Origin of the sequence: Leptobacterium flavescens (genome assembly GCF_010671605.1) — a bacterium.
GTDB classification, from domain to species: Bacteria; Bacteroidota; Bacteroidia; order Flavobacteriales; family Flavobacteriaceae; genus Leptobacterium; species Leptobacterium flavescens.
In genome coordinates this window covers 971,915-988,605 of sequence record NZ_JAABOO010000002.1, presented here as the reverse complement: position 1 = coordinate 988,605, position 16,691 = coordinate 971,915, and the positions used below count along the sequence as shown (strand labels likewise).

Sequence of the window (16,691 nt, the reverse complement as noted above, 5' to 3'; positions counted from 1 at the left end):
TTTTCAAATATTCTGATACAAATGTACAGCTAAAAATTAAATTCGGGTTACTTTATCTATCCCGCCTACTTTTTTAAGATTATCCATAAGTTTTTTAAGGATGGTATTGTTCTTTACAACTACCGTGATCTTACCTGAAAATATGCCACCTTCGGTATCGAAATTTATGTTCTTCATATTCACGTGCATATTGTTAGATATAACCTTGGTTACATCGCTCACCAGCCCCAGGTTGTCAATACCGTTAAGTCTTATAACAGCTGTAAAGCCTTGTTGTGAAGAATCTATCCACTTGGCAGGAATGATCCGGTACGCGTAATTGGATTGAAGCGAAATAGCATTCGGACAATCTTTTTTATGCACTTTTATTCCTTCGTTTACGGTTACAAAACCAAATACATCATCTCCCGGAATAGGGCTACAGCAATTGGAAAATTTGTAATCCAGTTTTTCCTCTTCCTTACCAAAGACCAAAAGGTCGTATTTGGCAGTGATCTCATCCTTGTTTACATCTTCAGGAACATTGTTCTTTCTGATCCTGTTCTTAAAGAAATTGATAAAGGTATTGGTCCTGGATGCTGCAAAATTCTTCAGCATCTGGTTGTCAATGGTCCCGATACCTACCCTGTAGAAGAGGTCAAGGCTTGTTTTGAGTTTAAAATACACAACCATATCGTTTACGGAACTGTCGTTCAGCGTAATCTTCAGTTGCTTCATTTTTCTTCTTAAAACCTCTTTTCCGTCTTCTGCAATATTCTTTTTCTCTTCTTTTAGCGAAGATTTTATTTTGGTTCTTGCCCGTGCCGTAGTGGCATAATCCAGCCAGTTGGCATTGGGCTTTGCTTTTTCCGAAGTAATAATATCTACCTGATCTCCGCTGCTCAGCTCATAACTCAGAGGCACCAGTTTTCCGTTTACCCTGGCACCACGGGTATGCATTCCTACTTCCGTATGGATATTGAAAGCAAAATCCAGGGGAGTAGCTCCCTTCGGAAGGGACTTCAGATCCCCTTTAGGCGTAAAGACAAAGATCTCCTTGGCGTAAAGATTCAGTTTAAAATCTTCCACGAAATCCACCGCACTGGTCTCTGAGCTCTCGAGGACTTCCTGCAGGCGGTTAAGCCATACATCCAGTCCTTGTTCCTGATGTTCTCCGTGCTTGTATTTAAAGTGTGCAGCATAACCTTTTTCGGCTATCTCATGCATACGTTCACTTCTTATCTGAACTTCCACCCATCTTCCCTTGGGTCCCATTACCGTTATATGCAGGGCCTCATAACCTGTAGATTTAGGCGAAGAGATCCAATCACGCAAGCGGGTAGGGTTAGGCCTGAAGTGATCTGTAACTATCGAATAGATCTTCCAGGCAAGGAATTTTTCATTTTTAGTATCCGATTTATAGATGATGCGGATGGCAAATTTGTCATAAACCTCGTCATAAGTCACATTCTGTGCCTGCATCTTCCTTCTGATAGAGAAAATGGACTTGGATCGTCCTTTTATTTGATAACTGAGTTTCTCCTTGCTGAGACTTGCTTCCAAAGTAGCGGAAAAAGCTTTGATATAAGCCTTCTGCTCGTCCTCACTCTCCTCGATCTTATTCAGGATATCGTTATAAACATTGGGCTCCGTATATTTCAATCCCAGATCCTCCAGTTCGGTCTTGATATTGTACAAACCTATCCTGTGTGCCAGAGGAGCGTAGATATACAGGGTTTCCGATGCTATTTTAACCTGCTTATGCTCCGGCATGGAAGCCATGGTCTGCATATTGTGAAGCCGGTCTGCGATCTTTATGATAATTACCCGTATATCGTCGTTTAATGTGAGTAGCATTTTACGGAAATTCTCCGCCTGCATAGAGATATCCTTATCCTTCTTCAGGTGAGAGATCTTGGTAAGTCCGTCTACGATCCTGGCAACGGTTTCCCCGAACATCTGTTCTATATCTTCCAGGGTGTATTCGGTATCTTCCACCACATCATGCAATAAAGCAGCGACAATAGAAGTAGCGTCCATTCCGATTTCCGAAGCCACGATCTTGGCTACTGCTATCGGATGGAAAATATATGCCTCCCCAGATTTGCGTCTCTGCTCCTTATGGGCATCGACAGCCGTATCAAATGCCAGCCTGATGAGTTTCTTTTCCTCATCTGTCAGCGTCTGATAGCTTATCTTGAGCAATTCTTTATATTGCTTGGCAATCGCCTTATTTTCCTGTTCTAAATCTACTACTGCCATAATTTAAAATTAGCACAAACTTATTTAGTATACAACAAATTTTATGCCCTAAGTTCCTTTATTCGCTGAAAAAGTGTTGGATGAGAATAATGCATAAATACGTATGCAGGATGGGGGGTTAAGTTACTCAAACTGTTTTTCGACAATTTTTTTAAAGAGGAGATCAGGGGCTCTGATGCATAGGTTTCTTTCGCATAAGCATCTGCCTGGTATTCGAATTTTCTTGAGAAGTAATTCATGATAAGCCCCGTTATTTCTGAGATTGGGCTATATAGAATACCAAAAGCGATCAGGCCGATATGAAAACTCGGGGTCTCCACACCAATAGCCTGTGATAATTGCGGGGTATTGATAAACAACGATAAAATGTATAAAGTCAGACCGGTAAGCAAAACCGAGCTTATAAGGTTAAAAATGATATGCTTTTTTTTATAATGACCTACTTCATGTGCCAGGACTGCCACAATTTCATCATTTTCCAGATCATTGATCAAAGTGTCATATAAAGTGATCCTTTTTTCCCTGCCAAAGCCCGAAAAGTACGCATTGGCCTTAGTGGATCTTTTGGAACCGTCTATGACAAAGATATTTTTTAACTGAAAGCCTACTTTTCCGGCATAATCTTCAATTTCCGATTTGAGCTCACCCTCTTCAAGCGGGGTCTGTTTATTAAAAATAGGAACGATCAGCCTGCTGTAGAAAAGATTGGCAAATACAGAGAATAAAGTCATTAAACCCCATGCATACAACCAGAAATTCCTGCCGCTTATCTGATAGAACCAGATAACAAGCGAAAGGATCCCTCCGCCCAGGACGATCATCATTAACCAACCCTTGATCTTATCTGTAATAAAGGTCTTTTTGGTGGTTTTATTAAAACCGAATTTTTCTTCTATAACAAAGGTGTGATACCAGGAAAAAGGCGTGCTTAAAAGATCGCTTCCTATCATAATGATCCCGAAAAACAAAAGTGCATTGAGAATGGGATGTTCGGTATAAGACCTGACAAAGGTATCTACATATTCAAAACCGTCGAGCAGGAGGAAAGAAATAATGAGAAATAGCGAAAAGACCGAAGTTATGATCCCGAAACGATAATTGGTCTTTTTATAGGCCTGGGATTTCTTGTATTCTTTTTCGTCATAGACATCCCTGATCCCTTCCGGGATCTCCCGGTCAAAATAGCTCGCGTTTAGATAATCCAGAACTTTGTCCAGAATAAAATCCACTAAAAGGATACCAATGATGATATAAAACAATACCGATGGATTCATACTTAAAGAATTAACTGAAATTTCGCTGTCTTTTGGCTTCAAAAATAAGGATTGCTGCCGAAACAGATACATTCATGGAATCTATTTCTCCCTGCATGGGAATGATGATATTCTGACTGGAACTACTCAGCCATTCTTCACCCAGGCCTGTGGCTTCGGTCCCTACCACAATAGCCGAGGGACCACGGAAATCTACCTGATGATAGTTCTTCGAAGCAGATAAAGCCGCACAATAAATCTGTATTTTGTTATTTTTTAAAAACTCAATGATATCGGGAGTAGATCCGCTTACCACTTTATTGGTAAAAACACACCCCACGCTGGAGCGTATGATATTGGGATTGTAAATATCTGTCTTCGGATTGGCAATAATAACCGCATCCAGGTTGGCAGCATCAGCGGTTCTGAGCAAAGCACCTATGTTTCCGGGCTTCTCGGGAGCTTCCGCTATCAGGATCAAAGGATTATCCTTTTTAAAATTCAGACTGTCAAGCTGATGTTCCTTAGATCTTCCCAGCCCGATGACACCTTCTGTGGTTTCCCTGTACGCCAGTTTCTGATATACTTCTTTGGAGATCGATATGAGCTTAGCCTCCGTGGAAAACTCACTTAAAAAAGAGTTTATGTTATCCGGAGACAGGATCCCTTCATAAAACAAAATATATTCAAAATCATAACCTCCTTTCAGGGCCAGGGATATCTCTCTCAGCCCCTCAACAACAAAAAGCTTTTGTTTTTTTCGCTCTCTGGATTTGTCTTTAAGCTGCAGTATTTGCTTTATTAGCGGATTTTGAACACTTGAAATCTCTTTCACCGGATAAAATTTTGAGTAAAAATAGAATTTAATTGTAATTAATCGGAGGTCTTTACGACAAAGCATGCAAAATTTAAAATCTAACTGATTCAAATGAAAAAAGCTAGCTTATTATTATTGATCGTTGTACTCTTTGCAGCATGTAAAGAAACCAAAACAACGGAAAAAGAAGTAGTTGAGGTTGAAAAAGAGATCCAACTACCGGATTACCCTCAGGAAATCGCTGCAGTTTTTGATAAACACGGCGGAATAAGAAACTGGAAATCCATGCGCAGTATGAGCTATGAGATTGTAAAGCCAGGAGGGAATGAAAAACAAACCATAGACCTTGTTTCCAGAAACGATCTTATCGAAACTGAAAAATACACTATGGGATTTGATGGGAAGGATTCGTGGATCAAGCAGGATTCTGCTTATTACAGAGGAAATCCTCGTTTTTACCACAATCTTATATTTTATTTCTATGCGATGCCATTCGTTCTTGGAGATGATGGGATCAAATATGAAAAAGCAGAAGACCTTGTTTATGAAGGTGTGAATTATCCCGGATTCAAGATCTCATATGAGTCTAATATCGGAGATTCTCCGGATGATAACTATTATATCTACTACAATGCAGAAGATAACACTATGGCATGGTTAGGATATACCGTAACTTACGGTAGAGGAGAAGCCAATGACAATGTTCACTACATAAGATATAACGACTGGAAAGAATTTGACGGACTAGTATTACCTAACTCTATTACCTGGTTTGTAAATGAGGGAAGTAAACTTGTACAACCAAGAAATACAGTAAATTTTGCTAATGTTACTGTTTCAAAAGAAAGACCTGATGCATCTATATTTGCAAAACCGGAAGGTGCTGTAGTTGCTGAGAAATAGGAATTTAAAGTGTTTAAGATAAAAAAGCCCCGGCTCAATGCCGGGGCTTTTTCGTTTACAACATAAAAACCAAATAAAAAACTATTCACAGTCAAGATCTATCTTAGACTGCGCGTCGTTATTGGGAATACAGTTATTAGAGAGCACACTGTCGGGTTCATAGCGTTGCAGATTAGGATCCCGTAGTGCATTGGTAATAAAAGCTGTCAGCTGGTCGATTTCCCGTTCTGTTAATCCCAGGCCACCGAATTCTCTTGCTAATTGAGAATCGGGAACCAGCGGATTCTCCTTCTGCCCCCTGTTTATATATTCGATAACCTGACGGATAGAAGTAAACGTGCCCCCGTGGCCGTAAAAAGGGTTATCCGCCAGGTTGTATAGGTTTGGTACTTTAAATTTATAATTGTCTTCGGCTCTGCCTGTAAATCCGCCTCTTCCTTTTACTACGTTCTCATCAAAGTTCTCCTGATCGAGAATTACAGCTCCGTTTCCTGTGAGATCTCCCATTCCAAGAGCGTGAAATTCATTCGATTTAAGTGACGGACCCGTATGGCAATTCACACACTTCCCCTTTTCAAAGAACAAAACAGCTCCTCTTTTTTCCTCTTCCGTCATTGCATCAAAATCGCCTTTTAACCAATCCTGCCAGGGCGCCTGGTTAGCCAGGACCGTTCTGTTAAATGCTGCTATAGCAAGGGCTCCCGTAAAGCGGGAATATCTTTCTTCTTCGGCGATATCGGGGAAAGCTGCATCGAACATGGATTTATAACCATAAGTTTCCGCAAATTCCTCATCTATCTTTAAACGGTGTACGTCCTGTCCTGCCATTCCCTGAACTTCCAGACCTTCAAGGCCCAGGAGGTTTTCGGGGATCTCATCCGCAGAAGCGGCTGCAAAAGGCGCATTCGTGCCTGTACCCCCCAGTGCCCCATTCCATAACATAATATCCTGATAGGCCACATTAAGGAGGGTAGGCACTTTTATAGGTAGAATATCAACAGAATCGAGAGGAGTAACCGTATTCAGGACCCGGGCTTCTCCGGCGAGGCCGAACCCCATTCCGCCTTCACTGATCCCCTGGCGTACACCGGCATAGAAACCGGAAGCTACCGGATGACAGCTGGCACAGGCGTATTCGAACTTATTGGCCTCGACCTTGGGAGCACCTCCGGTTGCTGTTTCATGTACCAGGAGTTTTCCGAGTGCCACTTTTTCAGGAGTTAACGGATTTAAAGGGTCCTGTGGAATACTCGCCAGATCTGTTTCATTGGGAAGGATAAAAAAACTCGTTCCCTGACCGTCAGAGGCAATATCTAGGGTAGCCAGTAATTCCTGGTCCAGAGTGGTCGGAATAAGAACGTATTCCCCATCATCATTTGCACATGAATACAATACCATTACTAATAATACAAAGCCAACTCTTTTCATATATCAGATTTTAAATGTTAATAGCTGACGGCAATCGTCATTTTATCTCAGAGGTAGTTGTATTTCATATCTGTATTTATTGGTTTTAAAGGTTTAGATGAGATTGTTCTAAAAAACTTGTGGTTTATTCCAAAAACAATAGAAAAATCTTGAAAACGTGGCTGAACTAGTATAGAGTAGGGGGCTCAGGATTCTTTTTTTAAGATCTCAATATGACGCATCAATCGCTGGACCTCTATTTCCAGAGTTCCATTGTAGACCCCTCTGATAAACCCTTCTCCATCCACCAGGATAAAATTCTCAGTATGGATAAACTTGTTTTCATCCTGTGTCCTGGTAAAATCTTCATCGGCAAAATACCCTTCTCTCGCTATCTCATAAAGCTGCTCTTTATTTCCGGTCACCAGGTTCCACTTGGCAGGGTCTACCCGGTTGTTTTTGGCATATTCCTTTAGGGTTTCCACGGTATCTACCCAGGGCATAACCGAATGAGATAAAAGCATTACCTGATCGTCTTTGCCATATGCTTCCTGTAACTGATACATATTTTTAGTGAGCTTGGGGCAAATACCGGGGCAGATCGTAAAAAAGAAATCGGCTATATAGATCTTTCCCTTATAAGTGTTATTGGTGATCTCTTTTCCATTCTGATTGATAAAAGAGAAATCGGGTATCCTGTGAATGCCTTTTTCCCATTGAGGGGTAAAATCTGCAGAATTAAAATACGGCAGGCGGGTTACCGGATCTTTGTCGGAAAAAGATCCCGCCAATTCCTTTTTAGGCGTATTACAGGACCATAGTGTTAGTGTAAATAATAGAAGAATAGTATGTTTCATTTTTTTATCTGATTTCCGTACTGTTAGATGTCACCGTATAGCATTTCTTCAATCCGATGAGGCCGAAGCGTTCTCCTTCAACCACCTGGTAATTGGCTTTTATACTTCCGTCATCTTTCCATAGCTGCTGTCTGCCGGTTTCCTTTCCGTTGGTATAATTAAAATATCGATACAACCGGCCGGACGGATACCACTCTTTTACACTTCCGTGATATTCCCCGCTATGGTTAAAATGATATGTGAATTTGGGAGATCCTTTTTCCCACCAGGCCCTGTGCACTCCTGTTTTCTTCCCTTTAGTGTAATGGCGATCCAGGGCCAGTTTTCCATTTGTAAACCACTGTTGTTCAAAACCGTGTTTTCTTCCGTCTTTATATTCGATCTTTGACCTCAGATCGCCCTTGGGAAAATAGGTAACCAAAAAACCTGTAAATACCCTTTTTTTAAAGTATAAAATTCCGTTTCTAAGAGTCAGCCGTTCATCCGATTCCTTTAATTTCAGGATCGGGCGGTTTTCTTCCTGGCATGTAGTTATCAGCAAGGGTAAGACACAGAGCATTAATGTTAATAGCCTTTTCATTTATTGCGAAATATTTCCGGGGGTTCCAAAATATCCGTTCCCGTTAATGTAGGGGTCTTCGGAAGTAATATGATAGTGATATATACCATCAGGGAATTCGGCGGTTGCGGAAAAGTGCCCGTGATAAGCATCGAGATCGTCATTGGTTATCGTACTGCCATTCTCTACCGGCCCGTATACCGGAAAACCATCGGCTAGTACCCCTAAAAAAGCATCTTCCCCGAATTCCTGGGTCAGGTAAGTGGGTTCTATATGATAGTGGTACTGCCCGGTCATCTGCGGATGACCCAGCCACTGATCGAAGGAATTGATCTCATTGGTCAAAGGCTGATCCGGCCCCGCATACTGATTAAAGAATACAACCCCGTTTCGCGAGATCCCGATAGGCCCGAGACCGGTAGCTTGTTTGTTAGAGGCTTCCGCAGGATTAAGAGGAATGCTCAATACAATATTCTGTGTAGAAATAGTATTGGGGTTGATCTGGAAACTGGGATTACTTCCGTTATAAGCTTCGTAAAGCGGATTGGTAACCGGCCAGTACGGGCTTGTGTGATCCGGTAAATTCTGTGTGGTAAATATTACGGTATTGCCATCTACTTCATAAGACAGGCCCGTTCCGGAAAACATAGACAATACAACGGTAATATCGTAATCGGTCTCTCCGACCGGATCTTCGTTAACAGGATCCTGGGTTTCCATCTCATCATCACTGGCAGAACAGTTTAATAAAATCATTGCAACCATACCTAAAAAAAGTGCCTTTTTCATTTTTATCGATTTTAATTATTTACTGGTGTTTTGTTATTGAGATGAGATCCGCGAGAAAAACTTGCGCCCTATGCTGAAAAAAAATAAAAAAACCCCCGGTTCCAGAAACCGGAGGCTTAAAAAATGCTGTTTGAATGTTTTACCTTCTTCCCGGAGGTGGGGGAGGTCTTTTATGAAGGGCTTCTAATATAATTTTATTAAAGCGCTCTTTTTGTTTTTCATCACAGATCTCAAGAATATCCCTGAAGTGATAAAAGACCTCGATGTCTTTGGCTTTTTCCCTTTCTCCGATAAGAGCACTGATAGAATCGATATGTGCTTCAGATACATTTTCATCGGATATACCGCTGAAGAGTTCATCCTTTAAAAACCGGATCTCATCAGAGATCTCCCTCATGGCCCTGTGATGCCTTCTGTTGAGTTCGTGAAAACGATCCATCTGATCCGGGCTGAAATTGAGCTCTTTGGCGATAAAACCACCCGGTCCGCCACGCCTTTCCCTTTTTTCTTCCCCGGGCCCGTTCATAAATTTGATAAGAAAAAAGGAGTTGACCCCGATAAGGAACAGGATAAGAATATATAAGAGTAAATTTTTCTTCATAATCATCAACTTTATTCGAATGTAAATTCGCTATCCCCGGAAGACAGATCATAGTTCCTTGCAAAACTATCAATATTTTGTTCCCGGTTGCTCTCGCTATATTGGTATAAAACATAGGAATTCAATATCAGGAGAGCAATAAGTACCACCAACTGATACTTCGGCGCGAACCAGATAGGAACGGGCTGAGGTTCTTCTCTTTCTGCATAAAGCTTGTTAATAACCTTATCCTTAAAGAAAGGGGACACCTTTGGCTCGGAGATCTCCGAGGCCATATAGATAGTCTTATCTATCTTTTCCTGTATGGGTGTTTTCTTGTTCACTTGTTGTTGAATTACTTAGTTATACTGTTAGATGCCATTTGTTTTAAAAACTTGCTATCCGTAATTACTTTTGTAATAACTGTGTAACAATTTCTGTAAATTCTTCTTTGCCCTGAACATTAAGGATTCCACTGAAGATAAGCTTTTTTCCGTTATCGTACCAATTTCCTTATAGCTCAAGCCTTCTATTTTATGAAGTGTAAAAACCACTTTCTGATCTTTGGGTAATTTATCTATCGCTTTAAATAAGATCTCACTTTGTTCCTTGTTCGCCAGCAGTACACCGGGATGGTTGAATTCTGTAAAATAAGAAGACTTATCTGCAGGCATACTTTTGCCGAAAACAGATTGCATAAAAGCAAAGCGTTTTTTGGTATTCTTCTTTCTAATAAATTCCAGGCATTTGTTTACGGCAATCCTGTAGATCCAGGTAGAGAGCTTGGAGTTTCCTTTGAATTTTTGAATGGAATTGAACACTTCAACAAAAACTTCCTGGGCTATATCTTCTGCATCCTCTTTATTCGGAACAAAGGACATACAGGTACTGAACACCTTTTGCTGATAGTCCTCGATCAGGCGGCTGTAGGCACTCTGTTTGGCTTGTTGCAGTTCCCGTATAAATTCTTCTTCCTTCAAGGATGGAGTTTAAAGCTTCAAATTAAGGAAAATTAATCGGTAATAAATATCCCGTTTCTACAAAGGAGTAAAAACGGGATATCTGTATTTATCTTAAATAAATTTTAGTTTACTTATCTCCAAACTTTTGGGAATAGCGTTTCCAGAGTTTGGTCTGATGAGTTTCCAGGCTTACTTCCCTCCCCTGAATAAAGGCATGAGATACGATATTGGTCCTCATATCCAATGCATCTCCTTCGGAAATAAACAAGGTTGCATCCTTTCCTTTTTCCAAAGTACCGGCAATATCATCAATTCCGAGGATCTTGGCTGCATTTCCGCTGATCATTTTTACCGCATCCTCTTTTCCGATCCCATAAGCAGCAAAACTTCCTGCAAAAAACGGAAGATTACGGCTTTCCTGACGGTTCATTCTTCCGTTCATTTCTATCCCGACAACCACTCCCTTATCCATTAAAAGTTTTGCCAGGTTAAACGGGTGTTTTACATTATCGTCCTCCTTGTTAGGAAGCCTGTGCGGCCTGCTTATCATAACAGATACATTGTTATTGGCCAGCAGATCGGCTACTTTATGAGCTTCATCCCCGCCAATGATCACGAGCTTCTGTATCCCGTTTTCCTTAGTGAAATTAACAGCATCTACGATCTCTTTTTCACCGTTTACATGAACATACAGTCTCTGGGTACCGTCAAATAATCCCTTTACAGCTTCATACGGTAAATTTCTCGGCGACTGACTTCCCTTTAAATACGCTCTGGCCTCTCTGATAAAAGAAACAACTTCTTCTACCTGCTCGCTGTAATTTTTACTGGGTACCAGGCGAGGGTCTTCTCCGAGCCACCATCTTCCTCTGGTAAAGCTGTTGGGCCAATTCATATGAATACCGTCATCAGCTTTTACAGCTGCATCCTCCCAGTTCCACGCATCAAATTGTACCACCGATGAGGTTCCGGATATCCTTCCGCCCTGAGGGGTGATCTGAGCCATTAAAACTCCGTTAGGACGCATACTTTCCACTACTTTGGATTCTGCATTATAAGCGATCAAACTGCGCACATGAGGGATTATCCCCCCGATTTCCGCATCGTCATCGGTAGCCCTGATAGCATCTACTTCTACCAGACCCAGAGTAGTATTTCCGGCAATAAATCCGGGGTAAACATGTTTACCCGAAGCATCGATAACTCTGGAAAAACTGTTCCTGTCTGCCTGTGCCAGCGTACCCACATAAGTAAGCTTGCCATTGTCGAAACCGATAGCACTGTTTTCTATAGTTTGTCCGTTCCCTAAATGGGCAGTAGCTCCCGTTATCAGGATGGATCCTTTTTGTTTCCCTGCAGGTGTTTGCTGAGCCATCATCGTTGTACTCATTAACACCAGGAGACTAAAAAATATGTTTTTTAAATTTTTCATTTTTTAAGTTTTTTGAGGTTATAATGAATTACAATGAAGTTCTTTATCTACTTTTTTCTTAGGCTGCTGTGTCTTCACACCTTTGTTCTTCTCCTTGATCATCATATTGATCAATTTGTTTTTCTCATTCCGGATATCCTCCTGTATTTGCTGCATTTGCTTATAGTCATAATAAACAGCTCCGTCGATCATCGTTTTCTCTGCTATCGCATAAATAGACAGTGGATGATCGCTCCACAATACAAGATCTGCATCTTTCCCCGCTTTTATACTACCCATCCTGTCATCCAGATGTAGTAGTTTTGCAGGGTTAAGGGTGATGAATTTCCAGGCATCCTCCTCAGAAACTCCTCCGTACTTCACAGATTTGGCCGCTTCCTGATTCAACCTTCGCGACATCTCGCGATCGTCAGAATTAATAGCTACAACCACCCCGGCATTGTGCATGATGGCTGCGTTATAAGGAATAGCGTCATTAACCTCATTCTTGTAGGACCACCAATCGGAAAAGGTAGATCCCCCAACTCCGTGAGCCGCCATTTTATCTGCTACCTTGTAGCCTTCCAGAATATGGGTGAAAGTGTTTACATTAAAATTAAATTTCTCAACCACTTTCATCAGCATATTAATTTCACTTTGCACATAGGAGTGACAGGAAATAAAACGCTCTTTATTTAAGATCTCTGCAATGGTATGCATTTCTATATCATACCTCGGTGCCTTGGTCCTTGCCCTGGCTTTTGCAGATAATTTATTGTAGTTTTTCCATTTCTCATCGTATTCTTTGGCTCTCTGGAAGTAATCAACAAATACCTGTTCTACTCCCATTCTCGATTGAGGAAAACGGTTAAAACTTTGCCAGTTGGATTGTTTTACATTCTCTCCAAGCGCAAACTTGATAAAGCCCGGAGAGTTGTCTATGATCATCTCATCTGCATTTTCTCCCCACTTTAATTTTATCAATGCCGAGCGTCCTCCGATAGGATTTGCCGATCCGTGCAGGATCTGCATAGAGGTAACTCCTCCCGAAAGGTTTCTGTAAAGATTGATATCCTCAGGATTTACAACATCTTCCATGGTTACTTCGGCAGAAGAGTTATGCCCAGCTTCATTTACAGAAGCTGCTGCAATATGTGAATGCTCGTCTATGATACCTGAAGTCAGGTGTTTTCCCGTTGCATCGATTACCGTTGCTCCGCTTTGCGATAAATTGCTACCTACCTTTACTATCTTTCCGTCCTTTACAAGTACATCGGCATTCTTAAGGATACCTTCTGCTTCGTTGGTCCATACCGTAGCATTTTTAAACAGGATGGTTTGCTGTTTTGGTAATTCTTTAACCCCGTATGCTTTATTAGGGAAGGTAACCGGAACCGTTTCATAGGTTTTAGCATTACCATTGTCTTTTTTACCGTTTGCATCTTCTTTTCCGGCTTGTTTTACAGCGGTCCAGCTAATCGCGTTCCCATTGGTAAGAGTCCCCTTTCCACTTAAATTGTCGGAAGCAGTTACGGCAGCAGTCAGCCGTACAAACTCTGTTTTTTCACTGGTCGGGTTGTAGAAAATATTTACCCAGCCGTTTTTATAGGTCATTTTAGATCCTATTTTAGCAGAGTTAAGCGTTAGCTCAGATGAAGGAGCAGAAAACTTCCCTTTGATCTTAAGGAGGTATTTTTTACCCGCAATAGTAAGGTCGTACTCTCCGCGGATATCCTTAATATTCATATCGTTTACGATATTCTTATGTCCCTGTACCCAGTTTTCATAGAGGGTAGTGTTTTTATCAAAAATGTCTCCGGAGGTGATCAGGAAATTGGCATAACTCCCGTTTTTAAGAGAACCCAGCTGATCGCTTTTTCCCAACAGGCTTGCCGGTGTTGTGGTGAGTGCTTCCAAAGCCTTGGTCTTATCTAATCCGTATTCCAGGGCTTTCATTAGATTCGTTTTGAAATCGGAAGCTTTTTTAAGGCCTGCAGTTGTAAGGGCAAAGCGTATACCGTTCTTTGCCATTAACCCCGGATTGGTAGGCGCCTGATTCCATAGCCTCATATCGGCCAGAGATACCTTGCTGGCATTATACGGATCGGTTACATCATAAGCGATCGGGAAGTCGAGAGGAACAATATAACTCGCATTGGTATTCTTTATATCATCGATGCGCTCAAATTCATTTCCACCACCTTTAATTATGTAGTTCAAACCAAATTCATTGGCAATTTTAGCTGCTCGGAACGCCTGCATTTTATCGCCTGCATCAAAGATCTGAGGAAGCGACTGATTTGCCAGCAAAGCCTCGATGGATAAATCCTTGGTAGAAGAGTTCCCATCCTTATACCATTTGGCATCGTGATAGAGTTGCCTTAAAAGGGCCATTGCCCCCATAATGGAAGTGGGGTAACTCTGATTGGAAGTAACACTTTTAGAGAAAGACAGATGCTGAGCCGCATCCTGATCTAAAATTCGTTCACTGTTATCACCATCTGCATTAAGAGCAACCAGGACACTGGTACCCCTGATGATCCCGTCTTCTATATGAGTGTTTACCACTCCAAAACCTGATTTGACAAGATCTTTGGCTTTCTGGTTACTGAATTTAAACTTACTCATTGCCTTATTCTCCGGCATAATATGATCGTTCCAATAAAAGCCTTCTCTGGAAGGATTGTATTGAGCAGATCTTCCGCCGCCGGGCCTTCTTTTGGGTTTTTCAACACCGAATGTAGAATAGATATCAATAAATGAAGGGTAGATATACTTTCCACCAAGGTCGATCACCACAGAGTTTTCCGGAATCTTTACCGAAGCTCCACTGGCCACCACCTTACCATTCTGAATAAGTAGTGTTCCATTATCAATAACTTGTGTGGGAGTTACAAATAGCCTGGCATTTGTAAAAGCCGTGAAATTATTGTTGGTCGTCTTTACACCATCGTTCTTCGGAAAATATTCCTGCGCAAAAACAGAAATACTACACCAGAACATGGCGAGTACCAATAGTATTTTTTTCATAATAGAAATTGATTAATTATTTAGCTGTCTAAAGTTAATATAAGTTTAAGAAAGCCGGATTCTTTATGAATATTTTAACGTTTGGAGAGGGTTGCTCCTTCGTCAAGACTTCGGAGCACGTTGGTAGTTGTTGGCGGTTGGTTGTTACACCTTCACTAAAGTTTCGGTGTACGTTGTTGGTTGTTGGTTGCTGGTTGTTAGTTTTTAGTTGTTGGGATTTGTCACCTCGAGCATCTCGATTACGCTCGATACAGGCTCGTCGAGAGGTGGGATTTGGAGCTTGGAATTTGGTTATTAGTTATTGACCATTGATAATTGCTCATTGTTTATTGCTTATTGGAATTTGTTGTTGGCTGTTGGGGTTTGGTTGATGGTTGTTAGTTTTTAGTTGTTGGCTGTTGTATCTGTCATCTCGAGCGCAGTCGAGAGATAGGATTTGATACTCGGAACTTAATTTTTAAACAAATACGAAAATACATAGCATCCCAGAACATTAAGAAAAAATGCGATCAGGCCTACCTGTATTCCGGCAATGGTCTTTAAACCCAGGAAGAAGGTGCCTACGGCAAATGCAAAACCGATGGAAAGTCCGATCAGCATACCTTTTGAGGTAACTTTTTTTGAGTGTACTCCAAGAAGGAACAGGGGAGCAGTCTGGATCAGGATCTGCATTTTCAGTTCAATAGTCCGGAACAGGGTTATTTTAGGATTGAGTGCAAAAAATACCATTACCCATATGATTATCCAGGACAGGATCTTACCTGTTTTGGTGAGTTGTTCTTCGGAAACATCTTTTAATATCGTCTTTCCCAGGATATCTTTTGAAATTATGGAGGAAAGGGAAAGTAATACGGAATCGGCAGTAGACATAATTGCTGCCAGCAAACCAATAATCACCATTAAAGTCAGGATTAACCCCAAAAGAGATTGACTACCCCAGTATTCCAGCATATAGGGAAGTACAGCATCGTGAGATATTTTTTCAATTGCTGTAAAATGCGGGATGCTGACGATGCCAATAAGAAACAGGATCAGGACCGTAAACAAAGGCATAAACACCATGGCACTCATCGATCGTTTAAGGGCCTTAAGTGATCTTGCAGCATAGATCCTCTGAATTGCCTGTGGATATACCGCTGCGCCTAAACCTATCATCAGTACGGTGCTTGCCCAATAGATCTGAAAGTTAGGATCCGGCAGGTTGATCTTTTGAGGCTCGTTTTTGATCAGCCACTTACTGATGTTTGTCAATCCCTCAAGATCAGGCAACAGAATAAAGAAGAGGCCACCCAGACCGATAAATAACATAATTCCCTGCGCCACATCTGTCCAGGCTACGGCACGCATTCCGCCCAATGTTTCATATACGATCATTACCAAAGCCAGGAATATAACTCCGGCCCGATACGGTATTTGCCCATCGGTAATTCCGTTAACAAGATGCCCCATAGCCATAAGCTGAGCGAGCAAAAAATTAAGAGAAGCAATGATCAGAACAAAGTTGGCAATAAGTGAGAGTGAAGGCAACCGGAACCGGTAATCAAACCAATCGCCGGGAGTAATAAAGTTTCTCTTTTTTGAGATACGAAATAACTGGGGAGCAAATGTAAGATAGGAGATAACGATAAAAGTGAGGTATCCCAGTATAAGGATCATACCCAATCCTTTGTCTGCAACTTCTGCCGGAGTTACCAGTAAGGTATTTGCACTGTATTGAGTGGCATATAAAGTTAGTAACAGAACAAATGCTCCCAGGCTACCACCGGCCAGATAGTGATCTTTCATAGAGTTAGATTGCCGTTTTTTATGAGCAATTAACCCTATTGAAATAAGTATAAGCAGGTATAAAGAGATACAGATAACTATAAGAGTACTCATGATA

14 protein-coding genes are annotated in these 16,691 nt (G+C 41.3%); 1 reads left to right on the top strand and 13 read right to left on the bottom strand.

Going from position 1 to position 16,691, the window contains the following annotated elements:
* Positions 1–36: 36 nt before the first annotated feature.
* The 3 genes from GWK08_RS11970 to GWK08_RS11960 are packed head-to-tail and all read right to left on the bottom strand — an operon-like array spanning position 37 to position 4,329.
* On the bottom strand, positions 37–2,241 hold the full coding sequence (locus GWK08_RS11970) for a RelA/SpoT family protein (RefSeq protein ID WP_163607422.1): 2,205 nt from the start codon (positions 2,239–2,241) through the stop codon (positions 37–39).
* Positions 2,242–2,282: 41 nt separating this feature from the next.
* Complete coding sequence (locus GWK08_RS11965; protein ID WP_163607421.1) at positions 2,283–3,515, bottom strand: M48 family metallopeptidase; 1,233 nt, start codon at positions 3,513–3,515, stop codon at positions 2,283–2,285.
* A gap of 10 nt (positions 3,516–3,525) precedes the next feature.
* Entirely contained in the window at positions 3,526–4,329 is an 804-nt protein-coding gene (locus tag GWK08_RS11960) for a TrmH family RNA methyltransferase (RefSeq protein ID WP_317168151.1), read from the bottom strand.
* Positions 4,330–4,422: 93 nt separating this feature from the next.
* On the opposite strand from GWK08_RS11960, the gene GWK08_RS11955 reads away from it, so the two are divergent.
* Positions 4,423–5,214: a DUF6503 family protein gene (locus GWK08_RS11955; protein WP_163607419.1), complete on the top strand. Its 792-nt coding sequence runs from the start codon at positions 4,423–4,425 to the stop codon at positions 5,212–5,214.
* 81 nt (positions 5,215–5,295) lie between these two features.
* Here GWK08_RS11955 and GWK08_RS11950 read toward each other — a convergent pair whose 3' ends face one another.
* From GWK08_RS11950 to GWK08_RS11905, 10 genes are all read right to left on the bottom strand, one after another.
* The gene (locus tag GWK08_RS11950) at positions 5,296–6,642 is read right to left on the bottom strand and encodes a cytochrome-c peroxidase (RefSeq protein ID WP_163607418.1); all 1,347 of its coding nucleotides are present in this window, start codon (positions 6,640–6,642) and stop codon (positions 5,296–5,298) included.
* Between the two features lie 185 nt (positions 6,643–6,827).
* Entirely contained in the window at positions 6,828–7,478 is a 651-nt protein-coding gene (locus tag GWK08_RS11945) for an SCO family protein (protein ID WP_163607417.1), read from the bottom strand.
* A 4-nt stretch (positions 7,479–7,482) separates the two neighbouring features.
* Positions 7,483–8,058, bottom strand: coding sequence for a toxin-antitoxin system YwqK family antitoxin (locus tag GWK08_RS11940; protein WP_239524902.1), 576 nt, complete (start codon positions 8,056–8,058; stop codon positions 7,483–7,485).
* Positions 8,059–8,826, bottom strand: coding sequence for a YHYH protein (locus tag GWK08_RS11935; RefSeq protein WP_204336047.1), 768 nt, complete (start codon positions 8,824–8,826; stop codon positions 8,059–8,061). It lies immediately after the preceding gene.
* Between the two features lie 139 nt (positions 8,827–8,965).
* Positions 8,966–9,427 (bottom strand): Spy/CpxP family protein refolding chaperone, encoded by a 462-nt coding sequence (locus tag GWK08_RS11930; RefSeq protein WP_163607416.1) that lies wholly within the window; start codon positions 9,425–9,427, stop codon positions 8,966–8,968.
* Positions 9,428–9,438: 11 nt separating this feature from the next.
* Entirely contained in the window at positions 9,439–9,750 is a 312-nt protein-coding gene (locus GWK08_RS11925; RefSeq protein WP_163607415.1) for a hypothetical protein, read from the bottom strand.
* Between the two features lie 54 nt (positions 9,751–9,804).
* On the bottom strand, positions 9,805–10,386 hold the full coding sequence (locus tag GWK08_RS11920; protein ID WP_163607414.1) for an RNA polymerase sigma factor: 582 nt from the start codon (positions 10,384–10,386) through the stop codon (positions 9,805–9,807).
* Between the two features lie 109 nt (positions 10,387–10,495).
* A complete protein-coding gene (locus tag GWK08_RS11915) occupies positions 10,496–11,800 on the bottom strand; it encodes an amidohydrolase family protein (protein ID WP_163607413.1) in 1,305 nt (434 codons plus the stop codon).
* Positions 11,801–11,818: 18 nt separating this feature from the next.
* Positions 11,819–14,809: an amidohydrolase family protein gene (locus GWK08_RS11910; RefSeq protein ID WP_163607412.1), complete on the bottom strand. Its 2,991-nt coding sequence runs from the start codon at positions 14,807–14,809 to the stop codon at positions 11,819–11,821.
* A gap of 450 nt (positions 14,810–15,259) precedes the next feature.
* The gene (locus GWK08_RS11905; protein ID WP_163607411.1) at positions 15,260–16,687 is read right to left on the bottom strand and encodes a sodium:solute symporter family protein; all 1,428 of its coding nucleotides are present in this window, start codon (positions 16,685–16,687) and stop codon (positions 15,260–15,262) included.
* Between the last annotated feature and the right edge of the window lie 4 nt (positions 16,688–16,691).